Origin of the sequence: Shewanella sp. JNE2, assembly GCF_023159115.1 — a bacterium.
Taxonomy (GTDB): Bacteria; Pseudomonadota; Gammaproteobacteria; order Enterobacterales; family Shewanellaceae; genus Shewanella; species Shewanella putrefaciens.
The window spans coordinates 3865714-3885787 of sequence record NZ_CP096169.1; the positions used below are offsets into that span (position 1 = coordinate 3865714).

The window sequence follows — 20074 nt, forward strand, 5'->3', positions numbered from 1 at the left end:
GGTCACTCCTTAATTTGCAACAAGATGCTTTTCTTCAATTCTACATGCTAGAGCGCAAGAGCCACTGAAATAACCCCATAAAAAAGCAGAGCACTAAGCTCTGCTTTACTATCCCCTGATCTTGTTATGGCATCAAGTCATATCAGTGAGTTTTTAGCTGGCATTTTTTACTGTCACAAACTCAGGATAAGCGTCGATACCGCAATCGGAAGCATCCATACCGTTATATTCTTCCTCCTCAGAAACTCGAATACCCATAGTCATTTTGATAATAGACCATACGACAAATGAGGAACAAAATACCCAAGCAAAGATAATCGCAGCACCAGTTAGCTGTGCCGTAATGGTTGCATCAGCATTCGATAAAGGTACGCACATCAGACCAAGAAAACCTGCCACACCATGAACTGAAATAGCCCCGACAGGATCATCAATCTTAACGCGATCTAATCCGACAATGGAGAACACCACTACACCACCAGCAACCAAGCCAATGACGCCCGCCATTAAAAATGAAGGAGATAAAGGATCGGCAGTGATTGCGACTAAACCCGCTAGAATACCGTTTAAAATCATTGTTAAGTCTGCTTTCCCCCAAATCATTTTACATACAATAAGGGCAGAAATAGCGCCAAAGGCCGCGGCAGTATTGGTATTCATAAACACTTTTGCCACTGAACTTGCGTTTTCAGCATCAGACACCATAAGTTGAGAGCCACCATTAAACCCAAACCACCCCATCCACAGAATAAACATACCTAAGGTTGCCATGGGTAAGTTAGAACCAGGAATGGGATTGACTTGACCGTTAGGGCCGTATTTACCTTTACGAGCACCGAGTAATAACACCCCTGCAATCGCCGCCGCAGCGCCTGTCATGTGCACGATACCGCTACCAGCAAAGTCAACAAAACCTAATTTGGCAATAAACCCTTGGCCCCATGTCCAATACCCTTCAATAGGATAAATCACCCCAGTCATGACGATGGCGAAACAAAGAAACGCCCATAACTTCATGCGTTCAGCCACTGCACCTGAAACGATTGACATCGCCGTTGCCACAAACACCACTTGGAAGAAGAAGTCAGACTCTAACGCATGGCTCGCATCAGCAGATTGTGAACCGATTAAAGTGCCGATGGAGGGTATCCAACCGCCCTCGGTATTATCGACATACATAATGTTGTAGCCGACTAAGAGGTACATCACACAGGCAATTGCATAAAGAACCACGTTTTTAGTTAAAATTTCAGTAGTATTTTTTGAGCGTACTAAGCCCGCTTCTAGCATGGCAAACCCCGCAGCCATCCACATGACCAAAGCACCTGAGATTAAAAAATAAAAGGTATCAAGTGCAAAGCGTAGTTCTGTGACTGTAACGCCTAATTTTGTTAATTCTTCCATTATCAGCCCCTTATAGCGCTTCAGAGTCGAGTTCACCCGTACGGATACGGATAGCATGTTCTAAGTCAACGACGAAAATTTTACCGTCGCCAATTTTTCCCGTATGAGCTGCTGTGGTAATAGCCTCTATCAGCATGTCGAGATTTTCAGCCTTTGTGGCAATTTCTAATTTTACTTTCGGCAAAAAATCTACTTGATATTCAGCACCACGGTACAACTCTGTGTGCCCTTTCTGACGGCCAAAACCTTTAACTTCGGTCACCGTCATACCTTCAATACCAATTGCGGCGATAGCTTCACGAACATCATCCAACTTAAATGGCTTGATGATAGCGCTGACTAGTTTCATCCTGACCTCCAAAAAACACGATTGTTATTAACTTGTATCAAAGGTAATTCAATCATCAGGCCAATAATTTAATATATTGATTTATAATATATTTAATACAAACAGACCTTATGTTGCGCTTAAAAATGCACCACATTTGTGCATAACACTTAGCAACGCACTCTTTTAGTGATCTGTTTAAGTGCAGAACTATTCGACCTTATGCCTATTGGTAACCGTGGGGAATTAGGGTTTACTGATACAGCGTGATATGAAAAAAACGCCGTCATAAACTAAAATGCAAAAGGAAAGCACAATGTTAAAACCCGAAGAATGTGTGCTTGTCATCGTGGATGTGCAGGGAAAACTCGCTCAGATTATGCAAGGTAGTGAACAACTCCACCAGCAACTCCAAACCTTAATTCAAGGCGCGCAGTTGTTTGAAATCCCCATTTTATGGCTAGAGCAACTCCCAGATAAACTCGGCGCAACTAGCCCAGAATTACAAACATTGCTTGAAAAAACCAACATGCCTATCGCCAAAGCACATTTTAGCGGTTGGCGCTGTGATGAATTTAAGCAAGCGTTAATTCAAACTGAACGTAAACAAATCATCTTGGCAGGGATAGAAACCCATGTGTGTGTTTATCAAACCTGCTGTGATTTACTAGCGAACCAATATTTGGTGCACTTAGTCGCAGATGCTGTCTCATCACGAAGTGAGACTAACAAGCAACTCGGTATACAAATGATGACGAATAAAGGCGCGCTACTCACCAATGTGGAATCATTGCTATTTGAGTTACAACACCAAGCCCAAGGTGAACGCTTTAAGGCACTATTAAAGCTGATTAAATAACCTACTGGACCATTTATTAACATGGGATAATTTGCAGAATTTTATAGGTCACTTTCCTTCATCTATATTTACTGTATGTTATCCCCTCGCCCTCCCTTCACACTCACCAAGCAGTTTGTGATAACATCAGAGCCTATTTCGTATTGACATCAGCAAGGTAATACAATGAATCCCATTATTGCCATTTTAAAAGAGCACAATATCAGCGACGCCAAAATTAATGCGCTATTCCAAACCTTAACAGAAAATCCGTTTGCTGCCATGGCAACGATTGGTCAGTTGGGGATCCCACCTGAAAAATTACAGCAGCTTATGGCGCTGGTAATGCAAAAGCCTGCGTTGATCAAAGAGGCGGTACTGGAGCTCGGTTTAGACTTCGCCAAAGTGGAAGCTGCAAAGGCGCAATTTCAGCAATAACCCTCTACCTTTAAATACAACACCGCAAGAACAAGTGAAGTAAGGATTATGCTCATGCCAACTATCGGCACCGAAAAATATACTGCTGAATGGCTTGCCTTAGTCAACAACCTCTCCAGATCTGATGCAGGGCAACTAGAGCACCTTATTCATCAAAATCAACATGCCCTTAGCGATACTTTTTATCAAGCGATGATGCAAGACAGTTCAGCATCTGAATTCTTGTCTAATGATTTAGTACAAAAACGCTTAAAAGCATCAATGCAACAATGGTTGACGGATATGTTTCAAAGTCAGACGACCGAGCATATTCAAGCACTCGTTGCACAACAGATAAAAATTGGTGAAATTCACGCCCGAATTGGTGTACCAGTACACTTAGTACTCAATGGCGCTCGCTACCTAAAAACAAGAATCACCCAGTTAACCAGTCACGCACTTGCATCCCATGCAAGTATCTTGATTGATTTGGCAATGGAGATAATGAGCCAAGCGTATTCTAACTCACATGAGCGAAATTCCCGCTCAGAGGAAGCCTATCGCTTACATGCTATTGCACAAAACATTGCCCATGAAAAAGATAAACAACGTGCCGCGTTCCTAGATTGGGAAAACAAAGTCATGTTTGATTGCGCAAGTGGTGTTGATGCAGCGCTACTTCAGCCATTATATTCTTCTGAGTTTGGTTTATGGTTTCGCCATAAAGCAGAGCACGCTTTTGCGGGCGCGGAGGAGATAACACTGATTAATGACGGTATTAACCATATTGATAATGTGTTGCTACCTCTTTTAGCATTACCCTCCTTACAAGCCGATACCAAAAAGCTCCAATGCCTTCGTGAATTGCGCGAGCAATCTAAATCTATCCGTTACTATCTTGATCTTTTATTTGAGCAAAATCGAGAGGTTGAATCTGGTCGTGATGTTCTTACGCGGTTGTTAAACAGAAAATTTCTCCCCGCAGTGATGACGAAAGAAGTCAGCTATAGTCGGCGTAATAAAAGTCAATTTGCGATACTTGCTATTGATATTGACCATTTTAAAACCGTAAATGATTCCTATGGACATGAAGGCGGTGACCTTGTATTGCAACATCTGGCGGCATTACTGAGTAATACAGGTCGAGGTGGAGATTATTTATTTCGCCTCGGTGGAGAGGAATTTCTAATGTTGTTAGTCGATATAAACGTCAGAGAAGCGGCTCTCTCGGCTGAAAATATCCGACGCAAAGTTGAGCGTGAAACCTTTTTACTGCCACACAATCAACAACTACAAATTACAGTCAGTATTGGTTTAGCAATGTATGATGGGCATCCAGACTATCAACGATGTTTACGGGCTGCTGACGATGCGCTATTTGCCGCTAAGCGCGCTGGCCGTAACTGTATTATCACCGCGATAGACAAAGCTGACAGCTAAATCTTAGGCTCCTTTGGATCTATGTCTTTATCTGAAACTTGGTGGATCCTTGGCTTGTGCTCGAGAGGATCCTCTTTATGCTCAAAATCGCCCTCGTAGGTATTTCCCTGAGCGGGTTTATCCTGTTCAAAAGGCGAGTGTCCAAATGGGTTAGATCCCGGGTCTTGTGTATGCTGACTAAATGGCCCTTCACCAAAACCGCCCTTCATTCCACCATGCAATCCCGCAACCACGCGTAACTGCATACGTTTAAAGACCAAAGCAGCAATAGGGCGACGAGTTAACGGCGTTAAAAGCAATAAGCCAATAAAATCCGTTACAAATCCGGGTATAACCAACAACACACCCGCCATCGCTAGCATCATGCCTTCGACAATTTCTTGCCCAGGTGCTTCGCCCCTTGTGAGCTTTTGTTGCACTTGCATTAAAGTACTGATCCCTTGGCTGCGCACCAGAGATACCCCAAGTATCGCGGTAAAGAGAACTAAGCCAATGGTGGTCCACGTTCCTAACACTTCACCAACACGTATTAGCACCGATAGCTCAACCACAGGGATCAGCACAAAAAGTAAAAATAGAATGAATAACATACCGACCTCAGTTTTATCTCACTATCCGTTTTTATCCGATTATCCGTTTTTATCTCACTATCACTGTAAACTAAATGGGGGTTGTCCGGTCTTAAATCAAGTCATCAGTACGAGCATAGTCCACATCGGAATGTAATTTAGCTCACCCTTTTGTTAACGCGTTAATGTATGAGACCATGAAAACACGTAAAGTAGCTTACCCCAACGGGCTTAAGTGAAGTTTAAGATTGTTAAGGGACGATACCCCATACCATGCAAGATCAATATTTAGTGGTGAGCACTACCTGCCCAGATGAGTCACTGGCCAACACCTTAGCATGCGCCTTAATCGAGTCGCGTATTGCCGCGTGTGTGCATATATCGGCGCCTATTCGTTCTATATATTCGTGGGAGGGGAAAATCTGTGAAGAGCAAGAAATTAGCTTACACATTAAATGTTTACAAAATCGTTATGCCGAGTTAGAACAACTTGTGCTAACACTCCACCCTTATCAAGTACCTGAAATAATTGCCGTACCTGTGACTCACGGGCTACCAGCTTACTTAGATTGGATAAAAGATAACACGCAGCCATGAAAAAACTACTTAGCCTTATCTTAACCTCTTTATTGCTCCTCGCTCCGTTAACCTATAGCGAGGGCGTTTTAGCAAACACCTTTGGTTTTTTAAAAAGTGAACCAGAACTAATGCCCGTCGATAAGGCATTTGTTTTCGATTACAAGCAGGAAGGAAATCAAGTCAAACTCAATTGGGTTATCGCCGACGGTTACTATATGTACCGCGATAAACTGGTATTCTCCGTCAATGGTGCCGAATTAGGCACCATCGCCTTACCCCAGGGTAAACCCCATACCGATGAATATTTTGGCGAACAAGAAGTCTATTACACCTATGTAGATATTCCTGTTGGCCTAAAGCAAGCCGATGAAAATAGTACACTCACTGTTACCTTTATGGGATGTGCCGAAGGCAAACTATGTTATCCGCCCACAAAGCGCGAAGTGTCCCTTAAAGCCGTAGCTGCCAACGACGGTATTCTAGCCAATGGTGACGCGACAAAGACTCAAGCAGTCAGTCCAGATAAAACCACCCAACCTATCACTCAACAAGACACCCTAAGCCAAATGCTATCCAACGACAGCTTAATTTGGACCTTAGTGATCTTTTTTGGCTTAGGTATTGGTTTAGCACTGACGCCCTGCGTCTTTCCTATGTACCCCATTTTGTCTGGCATTATTGTCGGCCAAGGACAAAAACTCTCAACGGCAAAAGCTTTTACCTTGTCCATGGCCTATGTACAAGGTATGGCAATTACTTACTCACTTCTGGGCTTAGTTGTCGCTTCAGCCGGGATGAAATATCAGGCCGCACTCCAACATCCTGCTGTGTTAGTGGTATTGGCTATCCTGTTCTTTGTTCTTAGCTTATCGATGTTTGGCCTTTATGATTTAAAACTGCCATCACGCTGGCAGGAAAAAATGAACTCGGTATCAAACAGTCAAAAGGGTGGCAACTTAGTTGGCGTATTTTTGATGGGGGTGATTTCGGGTCTAGTGGCATCTCCTTGTACAACGGCTCCACTGTCAGGCGCATTAGTCTATGTGGCGCAAACGGGTGATTTACTCCAAGGCTTCTTAGCGCTTTACGTACTCAGCATGGGAATGGGCGTGCCTTTATTGATCATTGGCACCTCTGGCGGTAAATTGCTGCCGCGCGCTGGAGCATGGATGAATATCATTAAAACCGTGTTTGGTTTCCTTCTCATAGCAGTGTCCATTGTGATGCTTGGCCGTATTTGGACTGGCGTCATTTCCGATGTGCTTTGGTCACTTTGGGGCATTAGTTTCACTGGCTACTTGATGCACCAAAACAAACTGAGCACCTTTAACTGGAAACAGACTGTCCGTTCGGTACTGTTAATGCTGACTCTCCTCGCTAGCTTCTCCTATGGTTTTCAATCAGTAATGAGGCATTTTGGTTTTAGCCATCATCCTGTGGGCGTCGCGGTGACGTCCGAAGAATCCCATGGCTTCAAACGCATTAAGTCAGTAGAAGATCTAGATCGCGAAATTACGGCGGCAGTGGCCGAAGGCAAACCTGTGATGTTAGATCTTTATGCTGATTGGTGCGTTGCCTGTAAAGAATTTGAAGCCATAACCTTTAAGGATGCAGAAGTCTTAAATCGCATGAATAAAATAGTGTTATTGCAAGCCGATGTGACTAAAACGGATGCTGTGGATGTCGCTCTTTTAGAAAAATACAATGTGCTTGGATTGCCAACGCTCTTGATGTTTAATGAACAGGGCGAGCAAAGAGAAGATTTACGCGTAACAGGCTTTATGGGGCCTAAAGACTTCGCGGCCCATTTAGATCACCTAGTAAAATAAAGATAACGCCTTATAGAACATAATGTTAAGCAAAGCCCCAAGATAAAATTATGGTAGTTTGGGTTTAAACACTGCTTTGACACAACCACAAAGAAAAGCGGACTTTTTTAATTAAAAGTCCGCTTTTTTATCGCTCTGTCATCGATTTCTTATACAATTCATTCTTATTGTGGACTTTTTAAATTGGAGCATTATGGAACCGGCTATCCTTGTCATCACACTCGTCTGCGGCATGCTCGTCAGCAGGATAGGACTCCCACCTCTCATCGGCTATTTAGTGGCGGGCTTTGTGCTGTTTGTTTTAGGCATAGAAAAAGAAAGTCTGCCACTACTGCAAGAACTCGCAAACCTCGGGGTTACCCTATTGCTCTTTGCTATTGGCTTAAAACTTGATATTCGGAGTCTATTCAAAGCTGAGGTTTGGGCAGGTTCGAGCATACACTTAATACTATCAATGCTAATATTTGTGCCCATTCTTAAAATCTTAGGCCTTATCGGCTTAAGTCAACTGACTAGCCTTAATATTGAGCAACTTACCCTACTTACTTTTGCCTTAAGTTTTTCAAGCACCGTATTTGCCGTAAAAGTATTGGAGGATAAGGGGGATATACAATCTCTCTATGGTCGTGTTGCCATTGGTATCCTGATTATGCAGGATATTTTCGCCGTACTGTTTTTAACCATTTCCAAGGGAGATGTACCTTCGGTTTGGGCCTTCGCATTACTCTTATTACCGCTGGCTAAGCCGCTTATTTACAAAGCCTTTGACCGTGTCGGCCACGGTGAACTATTAGTGCTTTTCGGACTGGTGATGGCACTTGTGGTCGGTGCTTGGTTATTTGAAGTCGTGGGCTTAAAACCTGACTTAGGCGCCTTAATTATCGGGATTCTACTCGCAGGGCATAAAAAATCCTCTGAACTCGCAAAATCCTTATTCTATTTTAAAGAACTTTTTCTTGTCGCCTTCTTCTTAACCATTGGGCTCAATGGCTTACCTTCGGTATCCGATATCGTGCTCGCCGCCCTTTTAGTACTATTAGTACCGTTAAAAATTCTATTATTTGTCTATATTCTTACCCGCTTTAAGCTACGCTCGCGTACCTCAATGTTAGGCTCTTTTAATCTAGGTAATTTTAGTGAGTTCGGCTTAATTGTCGCCGCGGTGGCCACCAGTAAAGGCTGGTTACCTTCGCAGTGGTTAGTCATTATTGCAGTGGCTTTAAGTTTTAGTTTCTTACTCGCAGCTCCACTCAATGCGACTGTCGGCAATATCTATCAGAGATTCCAACAGCGGTTGGTTAGATTTGAAAAACAGCCATTACACCCAGAAGATAGGCCAATCGCCATTGGCAATCCCCGTTTCTTAATTCTAGGAATGGGTCGTATTGGTAGCGGTGCCTACGATGAGCTACGTAACAAATTTGAGGGTGAAATCCTTGGTATCGAACATAAGCAAGAATTGGTGGATTTACACAGAGCCAACGGCCGCAATGTGGTCAAGGGCGATGCATCAGATACCGACTTTTGGGAAAAACTCGACCATGCACCCAATCTCGAACTCGTACTGCTCGCCATGCCACACCATGCAGGAAATATGTTTGCAGTTGAACAACTCAAAAAACTCGATTATCAAGGCAAAATCAGTGCGATAGTTCAGTACAGTGATGATGCCGATGCACTAAGGGCATCCGGTGTGCACAGTGTTTATAACTTGTACGAAGCCGCTGGTGCAGGTTTTGTCGACCATGTTATCCATGAATTACTGCAAGCCTCTGATAAAACAACACTCGAAGAGCAAGATGCATTAAAGCCAAGTACATTAAACAATGTGAGTTAACAAAGCATTAGATAGGCTCAGAGGAATACCACTGAGCCTATCGCACTTGTAATTTACTATTCTTTACAAATCAAATGGCTACATAACTTATATAAGATGATTAACTTGCACTCAAGAAGACTATCGATTTTCTCTTTTCTCTCCATCGCAATAACGATACAAAATCTCAGTTACATAGCCGACTCAGTCGTGATATAAATCGAAGACAAGAACGAAATTAGCTCAGCTTTTTTGGAAGTTTTCACAGCATGTCAAACCCTGCGCAGCGCGCCACTAAGTTATTTGTCCAAACCTTTGGCACTAAAGCCGATGATTTATATCAAGCCCCAGGCCGAGTCAATTTGATCGGCGAATATACTGATTACAACGATGGTTTTGTATTACCAGCAGCCATTAATTTTCATACCGTTATTGCGGTTAAGCGTCGTGAAGATACCAAGTTTCGCGCCGTTACCGATGCATTTCCTGGACAACTCAAAGAGTGGACCTTCGGCCAAGAGGGGCATATTGATCCGGCTGATGGCTGGGTGAATTATCTAAAAGGACTCACAGCGGCCATGGCTCACACAGGCCTATTAGCAAAAGGACTGGATTTAGCCATAGTGGGTGATGTTCCTTTAGCCGCGGGTTTATCTTCTTCAGGGGCGCTTGTGGTTGCTTTTGGCACCGCAATCAGTGATAGCAGCCAACTACACTTATCCCCCATGGCAGTCGCGCAATTAGCCCAGCGTGGTGAGCATAGATATGTAAAATCGGCCTGCAGCATTATGGATCATATGATCAGTGCCATGGGTGAGCAGGACCACGCTTTACTGATCGACTGTTTGGATCTCGACAGTGAAGCCATTTCGATCCCCGAAAATTTAAGCCTTATCATCATAGATGCTCATATTGAAAAACAGCGCTTAGCGGCCACCAATCAACAACGCCGCGATGAGTGTGCCCAAGCTGCTGAATATTTTGGTTTAGATGCATTGCGCCACTTGGATTTGCGTCAGTTAGAAAGTGCTAAAGATAAATTAACTGACACTCTATATCGCCGCGCCAAACATGTAGTGACCGAGAATAAACGCACTCAGAGTGCTGCGCGCGCACTCGAACAAAATAATATCACTAAATTTAGCCAGTTAATGGCGCAATCCCATGCCTCACTCAGGGATGATTTTGAAGTGACCTTGCCCGAATTTGACACCTTAGTTGACATTGTTGGCCAAGTGATAGGAGTACGTGGCGGCATACGTATGACAGATGGTTGTGTCGTGGCTTTAGTGGATCATGAACTTACCGATGAGGTCGTTGCGGCTGTAGAGCATGATTTTTTCGAGAAAACAGGGATCGATGCCACAGTCTATTTATGTTCTGCAAGTGCTGGAGCGGGTCGTATCGATAACTAGTTGCTAACAAAATACAGAAGGAAGCGAAATGGTACGTTTCAGTGTATTAGAACCTTGGACGGATCCCCGCGGTGGCGAAATCGAACGAGTACGGATAGACAATGGAACTCTTGCATTAGAAGTTATCAGCTTAGGCGGTATTATTCGCTCACTTTGGACACCCGATAAACATGGGGAACGTGGCAATATTGTACTTGGTTGCGATAGCGTCGAAGATTACCTCACCCAAAATGCCCATCTTGGTGCCATTACTGGCCGTTTTGCTAATCGCATTGCTAATGGCAAAATGCACTATCAAGGGCAAAATTATCAACTGGATATCAATCAAGCGACGAACTGTTTACACGGAGGACGTGAAGGTTTTAATCGCAAAGTCTGGCAATTAGGTACACTCCCCGATGGAGTACGCTTAACACTAGTTAGCCCCGATGGTGACATGGGGTTTCCTGGTAATTGTACTGTGCAATTAGACTATCGCTTAGCGGCCAATAACCTCTATGTCGAAATGTTAGCCTCTGTAGATAAGCCTTGCCCCGTTAGTTTGACTCAACACAGTTACTTCAATCTTGATGGCTCGGATACTAACCACAACCACTTTATGCAAGTGGATGCCGAGCGTTATCTGACCATAAATGGTGTCAGCATTCCTACTGGAATCGCGAGCGTTGAAAACTCTATCTTCGACTTACGTCAAGCCGTACGTCTCGGTGATAAACTACATTCAGCCGAACTCGCTAGTACCCATGGCTACGATCACTGCTATTTGATGAATAATTCCGAAGGTTCCCTTGCACGCTTTGGTTGTTTAAGCAGCCCCGTGAGCGGCCGCGCTATGACAGTATTTACCAATCAACCGAGTGTCCAACTTTACTGTTCCAATTTTTTAAAAGGGACGTTAGGCCGTCATCAACAGGTTTTCAATCAACACCATGGCGTATGTATAGAACCTCAAATGCCGCCTGATTCACCAAACCAACCCCATTTATGTGGTGATAATGTCTGGTTAGTACCGGGGGAAATTTACCACCATATTAGTCGCTATCAGTTTGATACTTATGCCTAATAATAAAGATTGTGGATTTAGAAAAACAGGTTGGAAAAATATAAAAGGTAGGGATAAGGAATAAAATAATGGCTATTTTATTCCTTACAGCATTTGGCTCTAGGCCAACACTGTGTTAATCATCAAAATCATCGCCCCAGTCATCATCAAAATCTGCACCGATAGCATCGGTTTCAATTTCAGGCTCAACTTCAGGCTTCGCCTTACGTACAGGAGCGGTCTCTTTGACATTATTAAGATCAATACGAGCTTGATGTTTGCTCATAAATTGAGATCTAGCCGCTTTCCATGCTCCACCAAACTTAGCCTCAGCAGCTTTTAACGCAGCCTCATCTAAGTCATATAGGTTCACTTTAACAATATCTTCCACGTACTCAACAATGGCGTCACGCTCTGTATTGTATAGGTAGATTCGTCCAGGAGAGGCGTCTGGCAGTTGGTTGTCATGGACGACAATCGCATTGCCTTTCGATGTTCTCAGCTCACCATACCAAACTTGTTTCTTTGCTGTGTTATACATATATGCCAATACCCTTAAATCAACACATACACCATGAGTTTTTTAGTCTGAATAAGCGAAGTGTCGCTTGCTTTGATCCACAAATAGCGCCGGATTGTCTCTGACGTTTTCAAGTGGGTATTTTTACAGAATATTTCCGATAATCAATGCCTCATACCATGAAATTTTCACTTATTACGCATTAATTTCAGCCAAAGTCCCCAAAAAGTTGCGGCACTAACGACTTTAGTCGAAAAAACCATCGCTGCCAGTTTTTATTCAGCCCTTTAATCCATCAAAAGACTGACTAGGACAGCTTTACTGTAAAATTCATCCTAATCGCTCACTTGCCGTTTTAATCAAACCAATGTGAGAACCACTTTTCCCCTATGCTCGCCAGACTCCATCAAAGCATGCGCTTTAGGAGCCTCATTCAACGGAAAAGTTGCAAAAATATTAGGCACTATTTTATGACTATCCAAAAGCGGCCATACGGTTGTTTGCAATTCATTGGCGATTGCGGCTTTAGACTCCACACTCTGCGGTCTTAAGGTGGAACCTGTCCAAACGATGCGCTTTGCCATTAAGCGAAAGAGTTCAACCTCGGCTTTAGGGCCACGCTGCATGGCTACTGACACCATTCGCCCATCCATTGCAAGAGCTTGTAAATTCAAGTTGATAAAGTCACCACCCGCAATATCAAATACCACATTTACCCCTTTGTCTTGCGTGAATGCCATCACGGCTTCAACAAAGTTTTGGCTTTGATAGTTAATCACCTCATGGGCACCTAGACCCAAGCAGTAGTCGCGCTTTTCATCCTTGCCTGTGGTAGCAATCACTTTGGCTCCTAACGCACTTGCAAGCTGAATGGCTGTGCTACCGATACCGCCAGAACCGCCATGGATGAGCACAGTTTCACCTGCTTTTAGCCCCGCACGCATAAACAAATTGCCCCATACGGTGAACAAGGTTTCCGGTAATGCAGCAGCCTGAACATAACTAAAATCAGTTGGTATTGGTAAACAATGGGCAGCATAGGTCAGCGCATACTCACCATAACCACCGCCCGGAACTAAGGCGCATACCTTATCGCCGATTTGCCATTGGTTTACGCCGTCACCCAGAGCGCAAATCTCCCCTGCAACCTCAAGCCCTATAATGGGCGATGCCCCTGGCGGAGGCGGATATATACCGACTCTTTGCTTGATATCAGGCCCATTCACCCCTGCCGCATGCACACGAATAAGCACTTGTCCTGCCGAAGGGATAGGTAAAGGGGAGCGAGCGAGCTGCATCACCTCAGGTGCACCAGCTTGTTCAATATGGATATGGACATAATCATTAGGTAAAGCTGACATAGAATATTCCTTTAGCGAAGGTAACGGCTTAACTCTTTTATATGCGAATAGTTAACTAAGACATTGCACAAAACTCGTCAATTACCGCGTGAAAACGGCAGGAATTAACGCGTAATGAGAGGAACAATATTTATTCGATACAAAAGACCTGACTAGAAGTTATTGGGGCTAAGCTAGCGCAATTTCAAACCTGATTACCACTTTTATTCGCTATCTCGATAAATTTTGTAGTGCTTGCACTCTCGCCTTAGCTTGAGTTTCATAATCATTTGAAAAACCTGCAGCAAGATCAATACTCATCTGGTAAAGGGCGAGCGCACGACCAAGATCTTTATCCCCACTATCTGCATTCTCAAGTAAGGTCGCCAATTGAAAATACGCCGTACCCATAATGTTATTTTGAAGACCTTGTTCAGCACCGTAATTAGCGACTTTCTCTAGTAAATATCGTGCTTTAGCCACATTTTTATATTTATCTGTCATTAAAATATTGGCAAATTCAGCAGCACTATATAGATCCTGCTCAGCGGCAATATCCCAAAACTCCTCGGCCTGTTTAAAATCCTCTTTAAAGTAATAATAGGTTTCAGCAGCGCCCTGGGCTAAATCAGGTTGCGCTTTAACACTTTTACGATAATTATCCAGCGCTGCGGTGGTATCAAAATAGGGCGAGCAAGAAAACACTTGATAATACGCCATCGTGCTGACGGCTTGAGGTATTCCCTGCTTAGTCAGTTCAGTTAACGCTTGCCATGCTTGCTGCTCACGGATTTTTGCTTGGCCAGTATTCACTTTACCCAGAGGAATGACGGATAAGGGTTGATTAATTAACTCCAGTTGAGCTTGAATATCGCCAAGCTTAGCAGCGCACTCTAACCAGTACTGGCCATCTTTAATGTAGCCCCAACGAGCCCGTTCTCTAAGCCAGTTGATTGATTCCATATCCCCTGCCTCACCCAATTCGCGATACAAGACTTCAGCCTTGGCTTTATCCCCTTTAAACACATGCTCAATGCCTGAATCGTAAATCTTGGCTAACTGTCTTTTATCTTCAAGACGCGCACTGCGCTGTAAGCTGTTGAAGCGGGATTTTGCAGAATCGTAAGGATAAAGCCGTAAATCGGCCTTGATGTAGGTAAACTCGGTGCCATCGGGATAACTTACCTTGGCTTTTCTGTCCAAGATATGGATATTCACAGCATAATCTTCAGCAATGTGAGGGATAAAATTCACCCGTGTTACCCGTTCATCGGTTAAACGGATACGCCTCGAGTGTTGCAAACTCCATCGGTCAGAAACCTCGCGCTGCAAACTGCTTTTCAGCCCAACATCAAAGGGCTGCTTATCCTCGGGGGCATAACTGTAAATAGGATAATAAATTGGTGAAAAGGAGATAGTGGCGTCATTGCTATCAACGCTGGCCGCATCAGCTTCCTTTAAGGTGGGTATCAAGTCAAAAGACTGCTTAAAAGCATCTTTTTCAAGGGCTTCATCTTTCACCTTGGCGACAGGTAACTCAGCTAAATACTGCTTTTTCAAGGATTGCGCTTCCTGCCACAGGCGATGACTGGGCAGAAGTGACATATTCAATTGAATGTTAGTCAGCTGCCACTCACATGACCCTCCGCCCTGCAACGCAACAGATTGGGTAAAATGACTGGCACTGTGCAAACTGGTGACCACTTGCCGCAATTGAGAAGTCGTACCTTTGGTGCGCCACTGGGGATTAGCGATATCACCACTGGGGAAATACATCTCTTTTTCGGTGCAAATTGATGAATAAAAACCGATAAGCTCTAGCTCAGTATCAGCGGGAAGCGTGCCAACGAGCTCAATACGAGGGCTGTCCTTGGGGACACTTGTCTGACTCACTCCTCGCTTATTGGTAAATAAATCCCAAATAGAGGCAAAGGACTGAGGGGAATAAAAGCTCCCCACTAAGGCGCACCCAAGCACAGTCAGGCCTAAGCCTAGTGGAGTCAATCTCGTTACTAATCTAGGTACTAATTTAAGTACTAATCTGACACCCATAATACCAGTCTTTCATTGCTGATGAGTCTTTACGCTATTCACGCCATAAACCTAGCGGAGTCTACACAATTGCCGACTCAATTCAAAACTGGTCAGCGAATACCCCAACTGCAATCACGCCGAGCGCAGTCTAGCAAATAACCGTAATCGCCATGGAAGGCGTGAATGCCATTTATGCAGGAGCAATAAATGGCATTGCCTAAAGTGCGTTACTTAATCATTAAAATCAGCCGATGAATCCTGCATCTTCAGGTAACTTGGGTATACATCCCTTGCCTTTAACTCGGCCATAGCGACATAGGCCACAGGCACTACAAATAATGAGAAGAAAGTGCCTGCTAATAAACCACCCACTAAGACCAAGCCTATATTGGCTAACCCTAACGAGCCCGGGCCCGAGGCCAGCGCTAAGGGAATAGCACTTAAAATCATGGTGAGTGAGGTCATAAGAATCGGCCTTAAACGCGACTTGGCACTGCTCAGCGCCGCCTCAATCGCGCTCAAGCCTTGAAGTTGCTGCTTGTTGGCAAATTCCACCAGCAAGATACCGTGCTTAGTCACTAGCCCAACTAGAGTTAGTAACCCAATTTGTGAGTAGATATTTAGACTCTGGCCAAACAAGGTCAAGGTCAACAGCGCGCCAACAATACATAAGGGAACTGTGAGCAGAATGATTAAGGGATCGACAAAACTTTCAAACTGCGCAGCCAAAATCAGATAGATAAACACCAGTGCCAACAAAAATAACGACTGAGTACCCGCCTGTGAATCCATCAGTTCCTTTATTACACCATTGTATTTAAAGCCCTGAGCATCGGTGAGCAGGGTTGGTAGCTGTTCGTCTAAGTAGGCTTTGATTTCATCGGTGGAATAACCGGGCATAATATCCGCCGTCAACTCCGCGCTATCGAGGCCCATAAAGGTCTTTATATTAGATTCTGCGGTGGTCTGATTAATCGACACAAACTGTGACAGTGGCAGTGCCTGACCTGATTCAGAGGTGACATAGAGTTTATCCATTACCCTAAAATCACTGAGCTTATCTAAATTAACTTGCACTTGAATGGGATAGGTAAACCCATCGGTAGCGTGTAAATCCGCCGCTTTTACTGAGCCTAAAAATGTCGAGAGTGCATTCGTTACATCGCCATAGCTCACCCCAGAGAGGATAATGGCATTACGATCGATAGATAGATCGTAGCGCAGTTGATCCCTTAGTACTGAGTTACCCACATTCGTTAAACCCGGGTAATCCTCCATAAGCTTTTGCACCTTGGCAGCCGTCTCACTCAACTTATCCTTGTTACGGTCTAAGGTCGTGAGTTCCAAGCGTACATTGGTAGCAATATTTAGGTTATCCGCCGAGCGGATGCTGAAGGACATATTATAGGCAGAAACGCTTTCCTTCGATTTAGCGATCAAATCAGCGATCACTTCATCTATCCCCTCACGACGCTCCCCCCAAGGTTTAAGCAGCACATGATTGACGGGCTCACCCTCGATATAGGACAGATTCGCCCCCACCGCAGGATGGCCGTCAATCACACCATTAAGCTCGCTATTATGGTCCAAATGATACTGCCGCCCCACGCCAGTAGGACCATTAGCCGCCACATCGATAAAGCCTGAATCCTCTACGGGTAAGAGTATCTTAGGCAACTGCCAATAGGCGATGCCCGCAAGACCCATAAGCACCAAGGCCATCCCGAGCATTTGGCGCTTACGGGTAAACCATTTACTGAGTTCATTGATATACAAATGATTTAACTGCTGCAGCGCACCTTCGACTCGGCTAAACCATTTAGGCTGCTGCTCAGTGGTATTGATAAGATAAGCACTCATCATCGGCGATAAGGTCAACGCCACCATGCCGGAGATAATCACAGCGGCAGCTAAGGTGAAGGAGAATTGCCTAAACAGATCGGCGGTTAAGCTAGATATTAATCCAATAGGCAAATAAACCGCGGCGAGCGTTAAGGTCATGGCAATAATCGGGAAGATGATCTCCTGACACCCATTAATTGCCGCATTAAAGGGAGTTTCACCATTTTCGATATGGCGATAACAGTTTTCGACGACCACAATGGCATCGTCCACAACAAGGCCAATAGCCAAAATAATTGCCAGAATCGTCAATACATTGATACTAAAACCGAGGGCCGACATCACCGCAAACACCCCAATTACGCACACTGGAATGGTAATAATCGGGATCGATGCCGCCCGTAAGCTCCCTAAAAACAGCACCACTATCAGCGAGACCAAGATCACCGCTTCAATCAACGCAGCAAAGCCTTCATCGATAGCGGCTTCAATAAAATCCGCTTGATTGTAGGCCAAGTTCATTTCTAAGCCTTGGGGTAAATGTTTCTGCATACGTGCAATTTCGGCTTTAATGTTCGAAGCCACAGTCACGGGATTAGCGTTGCTCAGCGGCAAAATCTGCAATGACATTGCACTATGTCCACCAATAGACAACAGACTCGGCGATAAACTCTCCTCGCCCATCACCACCTCAGCAACATCGGATACGCGGATGATCTTGCCGTCGCTAACCTTGATCACCAGATCCTTCACATCTTCTAGCGTCTCAACTTGATTCAAAGGGTTAATCGAGAAATCCCGCGACTTCCCTTTAATGGCACCCGAGGTAAAACTGGCATTGTAGGAGCCTAACGTGCCCACCACATCGGCGGCCTTAATGTTGAGTGCCTTCATTTGCTCAGGATTAAGCCAGACTCTCACTGCTTTTTGTGATCCTCCATAGGGCCCCCACACAGCGCCAACGCCTTGAACTTGTTTGAGCTGCGGCACTATTTGCTGGCTGATGTAGTCGTACATCGCCTGTTTTTCCATACCTCCAGTATTCACAAAGGTGATGATATTACTGGCAGAATCGGTAGCCGAAGTATCGTCTGTCACTGTGGGCTTATCTATCATGCTCTGGGGGAAATCGTTAATCCCTTCAACGCTACTACGCAACTTATTCATTAAGTTGGTGTATTCAATATCGGTAGTATCATCTTTAAATTTAATCGTTAACGAGCAGCGGCCCTCACTACAGTCGGTCGACATGGTATCGACTTTATCTAATCCAGATGCGGCAGCAACCAACTTATCGGCGACATTGCTCGACATAAAATCGGCGCTCGCCCCTGCAATCGATGCATTTACCGATGCCGAGTGAGTCGTGTGCTCAGGGAAATATTGAATATCGAGTTTGTGAAAGGCAATTAACCCCAGTAGAACAGCCATAATACTGAGTACAGAAGCAAATATTGGGTGACGAATACAAACCTCAGGCAACCGCATTACTTAATCTCCACTGCGCCAGAAGTCGCTGTATTCGGCAAGGTTTGTTTATCTTGAACAATCTTAATCGTGCTATCGGACTTAAGGTTTTGCATACCGGTTTTAACCACTAAGTCACCTTCAATTAAGCCTTGAGTCACTATGGCATAACCGTCATTAGTGTTATGAGCTAACTTAACCGATTGTTTTATTGCTGAATCTCCCCTTACTAACCAGACAAAACGCTCTTCATTATTCGCAATGATTGAATTTTGTGGCACTAATAGGCGTTGAGTGCCTTGACTATAATACTGCTTAATATTGGCAAACATGCCGGGCGCAAGCTTAAACTCTGCGTTATCAATCGTTGCATGGATTTCGACACGCCCAGCACTTTCATCAATTGCAGGAGCCACATAATTCACTACCCCATTAAAAATCTGTGTTCCATAGGCCTCAACGGTGACATCCACCTCTTGTCCCTTTTTCGCTTTACCGAAATCGTTTTGACTGATGGCATAACGCACTTCAACAGGATGTAAGCTGTAGAGCGTGACAAGGGCAGTTCCCGCACCAATTTGGCTACCAATTGACTGGCTAAAACTGGTTAACTGCCCATCAAAGGGCGCCTTGATTAAGTAGTCATTCATGATCGCTTGCTTTTGGCGAAAATCCGCATCAGCAAGATTGACGTTTTCCCTGAGCTCATCCACATCCTGCTTCGCCAAAGCAAAAGGTTCTTTGATCAGCAAATCTTCAACCCGTTCAAGTTTGGTTTTGGCAAGCGCTAAGGTACTTTTGGCCTTATCTAAATCCGCTTTAGCCTTAGTGTTATCCAACTCGGCTATGACCTGTCCTTTAGTCACCTTGTCACCATTGCTAAAGTGAATAGCACTGATTTTTTCGCTCGCGTTGAAATTGAGTATCGCCGAGTCAATAGCGTTAATTTTGCCCACTTCCTTCACTACATCGGCAAAAGTCGCAGCTTTTACGGCCTCCACTGTGACGGGAATAGCCTCATTTTTATCCTCTGCGGCAGTAGCTGGGGGTAAATTGATGGCAAATATACAGATGAGCAATAATGATAAAAACGCAAAAAACAGCGCCTTTGAATAAATATGTATATTATTTTTTGCAGAAAAAAGAGGAGAAATACGCGCTTGTTGATTCATTTTTTGTTTAAACATAATGTGT

The 20074-nt window shown here is 44.3% G+C and carries 16 protein-coding genes; 8 read left to right on the forward strand and 8 right to left on the reverse strand.

Annotated elements, in window-relative coordinates; translation table 11 throughout:
• Positions 1 to 153: 153 nt before the first annotated feature.
• Complete coding sequence (locus MZ182_RS17250; RefSeq protein ID WP_011788082.1) at positions 154 to 1404, reverse strand: ammonium transporter; 1251 nt, start codon at positions 1402 to 1404, stop codon at positions 154 to 156.
• A 10-nt stretch (positions 1405 to 1414) separates the two neighbouring features.
• On the reverse strand, positions 1415 to 1753 hold the full coding sequence (locus tag MZ182_RS17255) for a P-II family nitrogen regulator (protein ID WP_011788081.1): 339 nt from the start codon (positions 1751 to 1753) through the stop codon (positions 1415 to 1417).
• A 295-nt stretch (positions 1754 to 2048) separates the two neighbouring features.
• On the opposite strand from MZ182_RS17255, the gene MZ182_RS17260 reads away from it, so the two are divergent.
• The 3 genes from MZ182_RS17260 to MZ182_RS17270 all read left to right on the forward strand — a co-directional run bounded on the left by MZ182_RS17260 (position 2049) and on the right by MZ182_RS17270 (position 4427).
• A complete protein-coding gene (locus MZ182_RS17260) occupies positions 2049 to 2591 on the forward strand; it encodes a hydrolase (protein ID WP_011919962.1) in 543 nt (180 codons plus the stop codon).
• A 165-nt stretch (positions 2592 to 2756) separates the two neighbouring features.
• The gene (locus MZ182_RS17265) at positions 2757 to 3008 is read left to right on the forward strand and encodes a DUF2999 family protein (RefSeq protein WP_011919963.1); all 252 of its coding nucleotides are present in this window, start codon (positions 2757 to 2759) and stop codon (positions 3006 to 3008) included.
• A gap of 54 nt (positions 3009 to 3062) precedes the next feature.
• Positions 3063 to 4427 carry a diguanylate cyclase gene (locus MZ182_RS17270; RefSeq protein WP_248066583.1) on the forward strand — a complete coding sequence of 455 codons (1365 nt, stop codon included), beginning with the start codon at positions 3063 to 3065 and terminating at the stop codon, positions 4425 to 4427.
• Here MZ182_RS17270 and MZ182_RS17275 read toward each other — a convergent pair.
• The gene (locus MZ182_RS17275; protein ID WP_248066581.1) at positions 4424 to 5017 is read right to left on the reverse strand and encodes an FxsA family protein; all 594 of its coding nucleotides are present in this window, start codon (positions 5015 to 5017) and stop codon (positions 4424 to 4426) included. The two genes, MZ182_RS17270 and MZ182_RS17275, sit on opposite strands and share 4 nt — an antisense overlap.
• Positions 5018 to 5269: 252 nt before the next feature.
• Here MZ182_RS17275 and cutA point away from each other — a divergent pair, with 252 nt between their 5' ends.
• From cutA to MZ182_RS17300, 5 genes are all read left to right on the forward strand, one after another.
• The gene (gene cutA, locus MZ182_RS17280) at positions 5270 to 5593 is read left to right on the forward strand and encodes a divalent-cation tolerance protein CutA (RefSeq protein WP_011788076.1); all 324 of its coding nucleotides are present in this window, start codon (positions 5270 to 5272) and stop codon (positions 5591 to 5593) included.
• The gene (locus MZ182_RS17285; RefSeq protein WP_248066577.1) at positions 5590 to 7404 is read left to right on the forward strand and encodes a protein-disulfide reductase DsbD; all 1815 of its coding nucleotides are present in this window, start codon (positions 5590 to 5592) and stop codon (positions 7402 to 7404) included. The genes cutA and MZ182_RS17285 overlap by 4 nt, the downstream gene beginning before the upstream one ends.
• A 193-nt stretch (positions 7405 to 7597) precedes the next feature.
• On the forward strand, positions 7598 to 9241 hold the full coding sequence (locus tag MZ182_RS17290; protein WP_248066575.1) for a cation:proton antiporter family protein: 1644 nt from the start codon (positions 7598 to 7600) through the stop codon (positions 9239 to 9241).
• A 248-nt stretch (positions 9242 to 9489) separates the two neighbouring features.
• The gene (galK, locus tag MZ182_RS17295) at positions 9490 to 10635 is read left to right on the forward strand and encodes a galactokinase (RefSeq protein ID WP_011919968.1); all 1146 of its coding nucleotides are present in this window, start codon (positions 9490 to 9492) and stop codon (positions 10633 to 10635) included.
• A 28-nt stretch (positions 10636 to 10663) separates the two neighbouring features.
• Positions 10664 to 11698: an aldose epimerase family protein gene (locus MZ182_RS17300; RefSeq protein ID WP_248066572.1), complete on the forward strand. Its 1035-nt coding sequence runs from the start codon at positions 10664 to 10666 to the stop codon at positions 11696 to 11698.
• Between the two features lie 115 nt (positions 11699 to 11813).
• On the opposite strand, the gene MZ182_RS17305 is transcribed toward MZ182_RS17300, so the two are convergent.
• The 5 genes from MZ182_RS17305 to MZ182_RS17325 form a co-directional block, all read right to left on the reverse strand.
• Entirely contained in the window at positions 11814 to 12218 is a 405-nt protein-coding gene (locus MZ182_RS17305) for a hypothetical protein (RefSeq protein WP_011788071.1), read from the reverse strand.
• Positions 12219 to 12556: 338 nt separating this feature from the next.
• Complete coding sequence (locus MZ182_RS17310) at positions 12557 to 13558, reverse strand: NAD(P)H-quinone oxidoreductase (RefSeq protein WP_011788070.1); 1002 nt, start codon at positions 13556 to 13558, stop codon at positions 12557 to 12559.
• Positions 13559 to 13768: 210 nt separating this feature from the next.
• Positions 13769 to 15589: a sel1 repeat family protein gene (locus MZ182_RS17315; RefSeq protein ID WP_248066570.1), complete on the reverse strand. Its 1821-nt coding sequence runs from the start codon at positions 15587 to 15589 to the stop codon at positions 13769 to 13771.
• 213 nt (positions 15590 to 15802) lie between these two features.
• Positions 15803 to 18901 (reverse strand): efflux RND transporter permease subunit, encoded by a 3099-nt coding sequence (locus MZ182_RS17320; RefSeq protein ID WP_248066567.1) that lies wholly within the window; start codon positions 18899 to 18901, stop codon positions 15803 to 15805.
• Complete coding sequence (locus tag MZ182_RS17325; RefSeq protein ID WP_248066563.1) at positions 18901 to 20067, reverse strand: efflux RND transporter periplasmic adaptor subunit; 1167 nt, start codon at positions 20065 to 20067, stop codon at positions 18901 to 18903. The genes MZ182_RS17320 and MZ182_RS17325 overlap by 1 nt, the downstream gene beginning before the upstream one ends.
• Positions 20068 to 20074: the final 7 nt, after the last annotated feature.

What these genes read in the sequence shown, in the direction of transcription:
- MZ182_RS17320 (WP_248066567.1), bottom strand. Translation starts at nt 18,901, where the DNA reads ATGCGGTTGCCTGAGGTTTGTATTCGTCACCCAATATTTGCTTCTGTA.
- MZ182_RS17260 (WP_011919962.1), top strand. Translation starts at nt 2,049, where the DNA reads ATGTTAAAACCCGAAGAATGTGTGCTTGTCATCGTGGATGTGCAGGGA.
- galK (WP_011919968.1), top strand. Translation starts at nt 9,490, where the DNA reads ATGTCAAACCCTGCGCAGCGCGCCACTAAGTTATTTGTCCAAACCTTT.
- cutA (WP_011788076.1), top strand. Translation starts at nt 5,270, where the DNA reads ATGCAAGATCAATATTTAGTGGTGAGCACTACCTGCCCAGATGAGTCA.
- MZ182_RS17265 (WP_011919963.1), top strand. Translation starts at nt 2,757, where the DNA reads ATGAATCCCATTATTGCCATTTTAAAAGAGCACAATATCAGCGACGCC.
- MZ182_RS17270 (WP_248066583.1), top strand. Translation starts at nt 3,063, where the DNA reads ATGCCAACTATCGGCACCGAAAAATATACTGCTGAATGGCTTGCCTTA.
- MZ182_RS17310 (WP_011788070.1), bottom strand. Translation starts at nt 13,558, where the DNA reads ATGTCAGCTTTACCTAATGATTATGTCCATATCCATATTGAACAAGCT.
- MZ182_RS17315 (WP_248066570.1), bottom strand. Translation starts at nt 15,589, where the DNA reads ATGGGTGTCAGATTAGTACTTAAATTAGTACCTAGATTAGTAACGAGA.
- MZ182_RS17305 (WP_011788071.1), bottom strand. Translation starts at nt 12,218, where the DNA reads ATGTATAACACAGCAAAGAAACAAGTTTGGTATGGTGAGCTGAGAACA.
- MZ182_RS17285 (WP_248066577.1), top strand. Translation starts at nt 5,590, where the DNA reads ATGAAAAAACTACTTAGCCTTATCTTAACCTCTTTATTGCTCCTCGCT.
- MZ182_RS17325 (WP_248066563.1), bottom strand. Translation starts at nt 20,067, where the DNA reads ATGTTTAAACAAAAAATGAATCAACAAGCGCGTATTTCTCCTCTTTTT.
- MZ182_RS17255 (WP_011788081.1), bottom strand. Translation starts at nt 1,753, where the DNA reads ATGAAACTAGTCAGCGCTATCATCAAGCCATTTAAGTTGGATGATGTT.
- MZ182_RS17300 (WP_248066572.1), top strand. Translation starts at nt 10,664, where the DNA reads ATGGTACGTTTCAGTGTATTAGAACCTTGGACGGATCCCCGCGGTGGC.
- MZ182_RS17290 (WP_248066575.1), top strand. Translation starts at nt 7,598, where the DNA reads ATGGAACCGGCTATCCTTGTCATCACACTCGTCTGCGGCATGCTCGTC.
- MZ182_RS17250 (WP_011788082.1), bottom strand. Translation starts at nt 1,404, where the DNA reads ATGGAAGAATTAACAAAATTAGGCGTTACAGTCACAGAACTACGCTTT.
- MZ182_RS17275 (WP_248066581.1), bottom strand. Translation starts at nt 5,017, where the DNA reads ATGTTATTCATTCTATTTTTACTTTTTGTGCTGATCCCTGTGGTTGAG.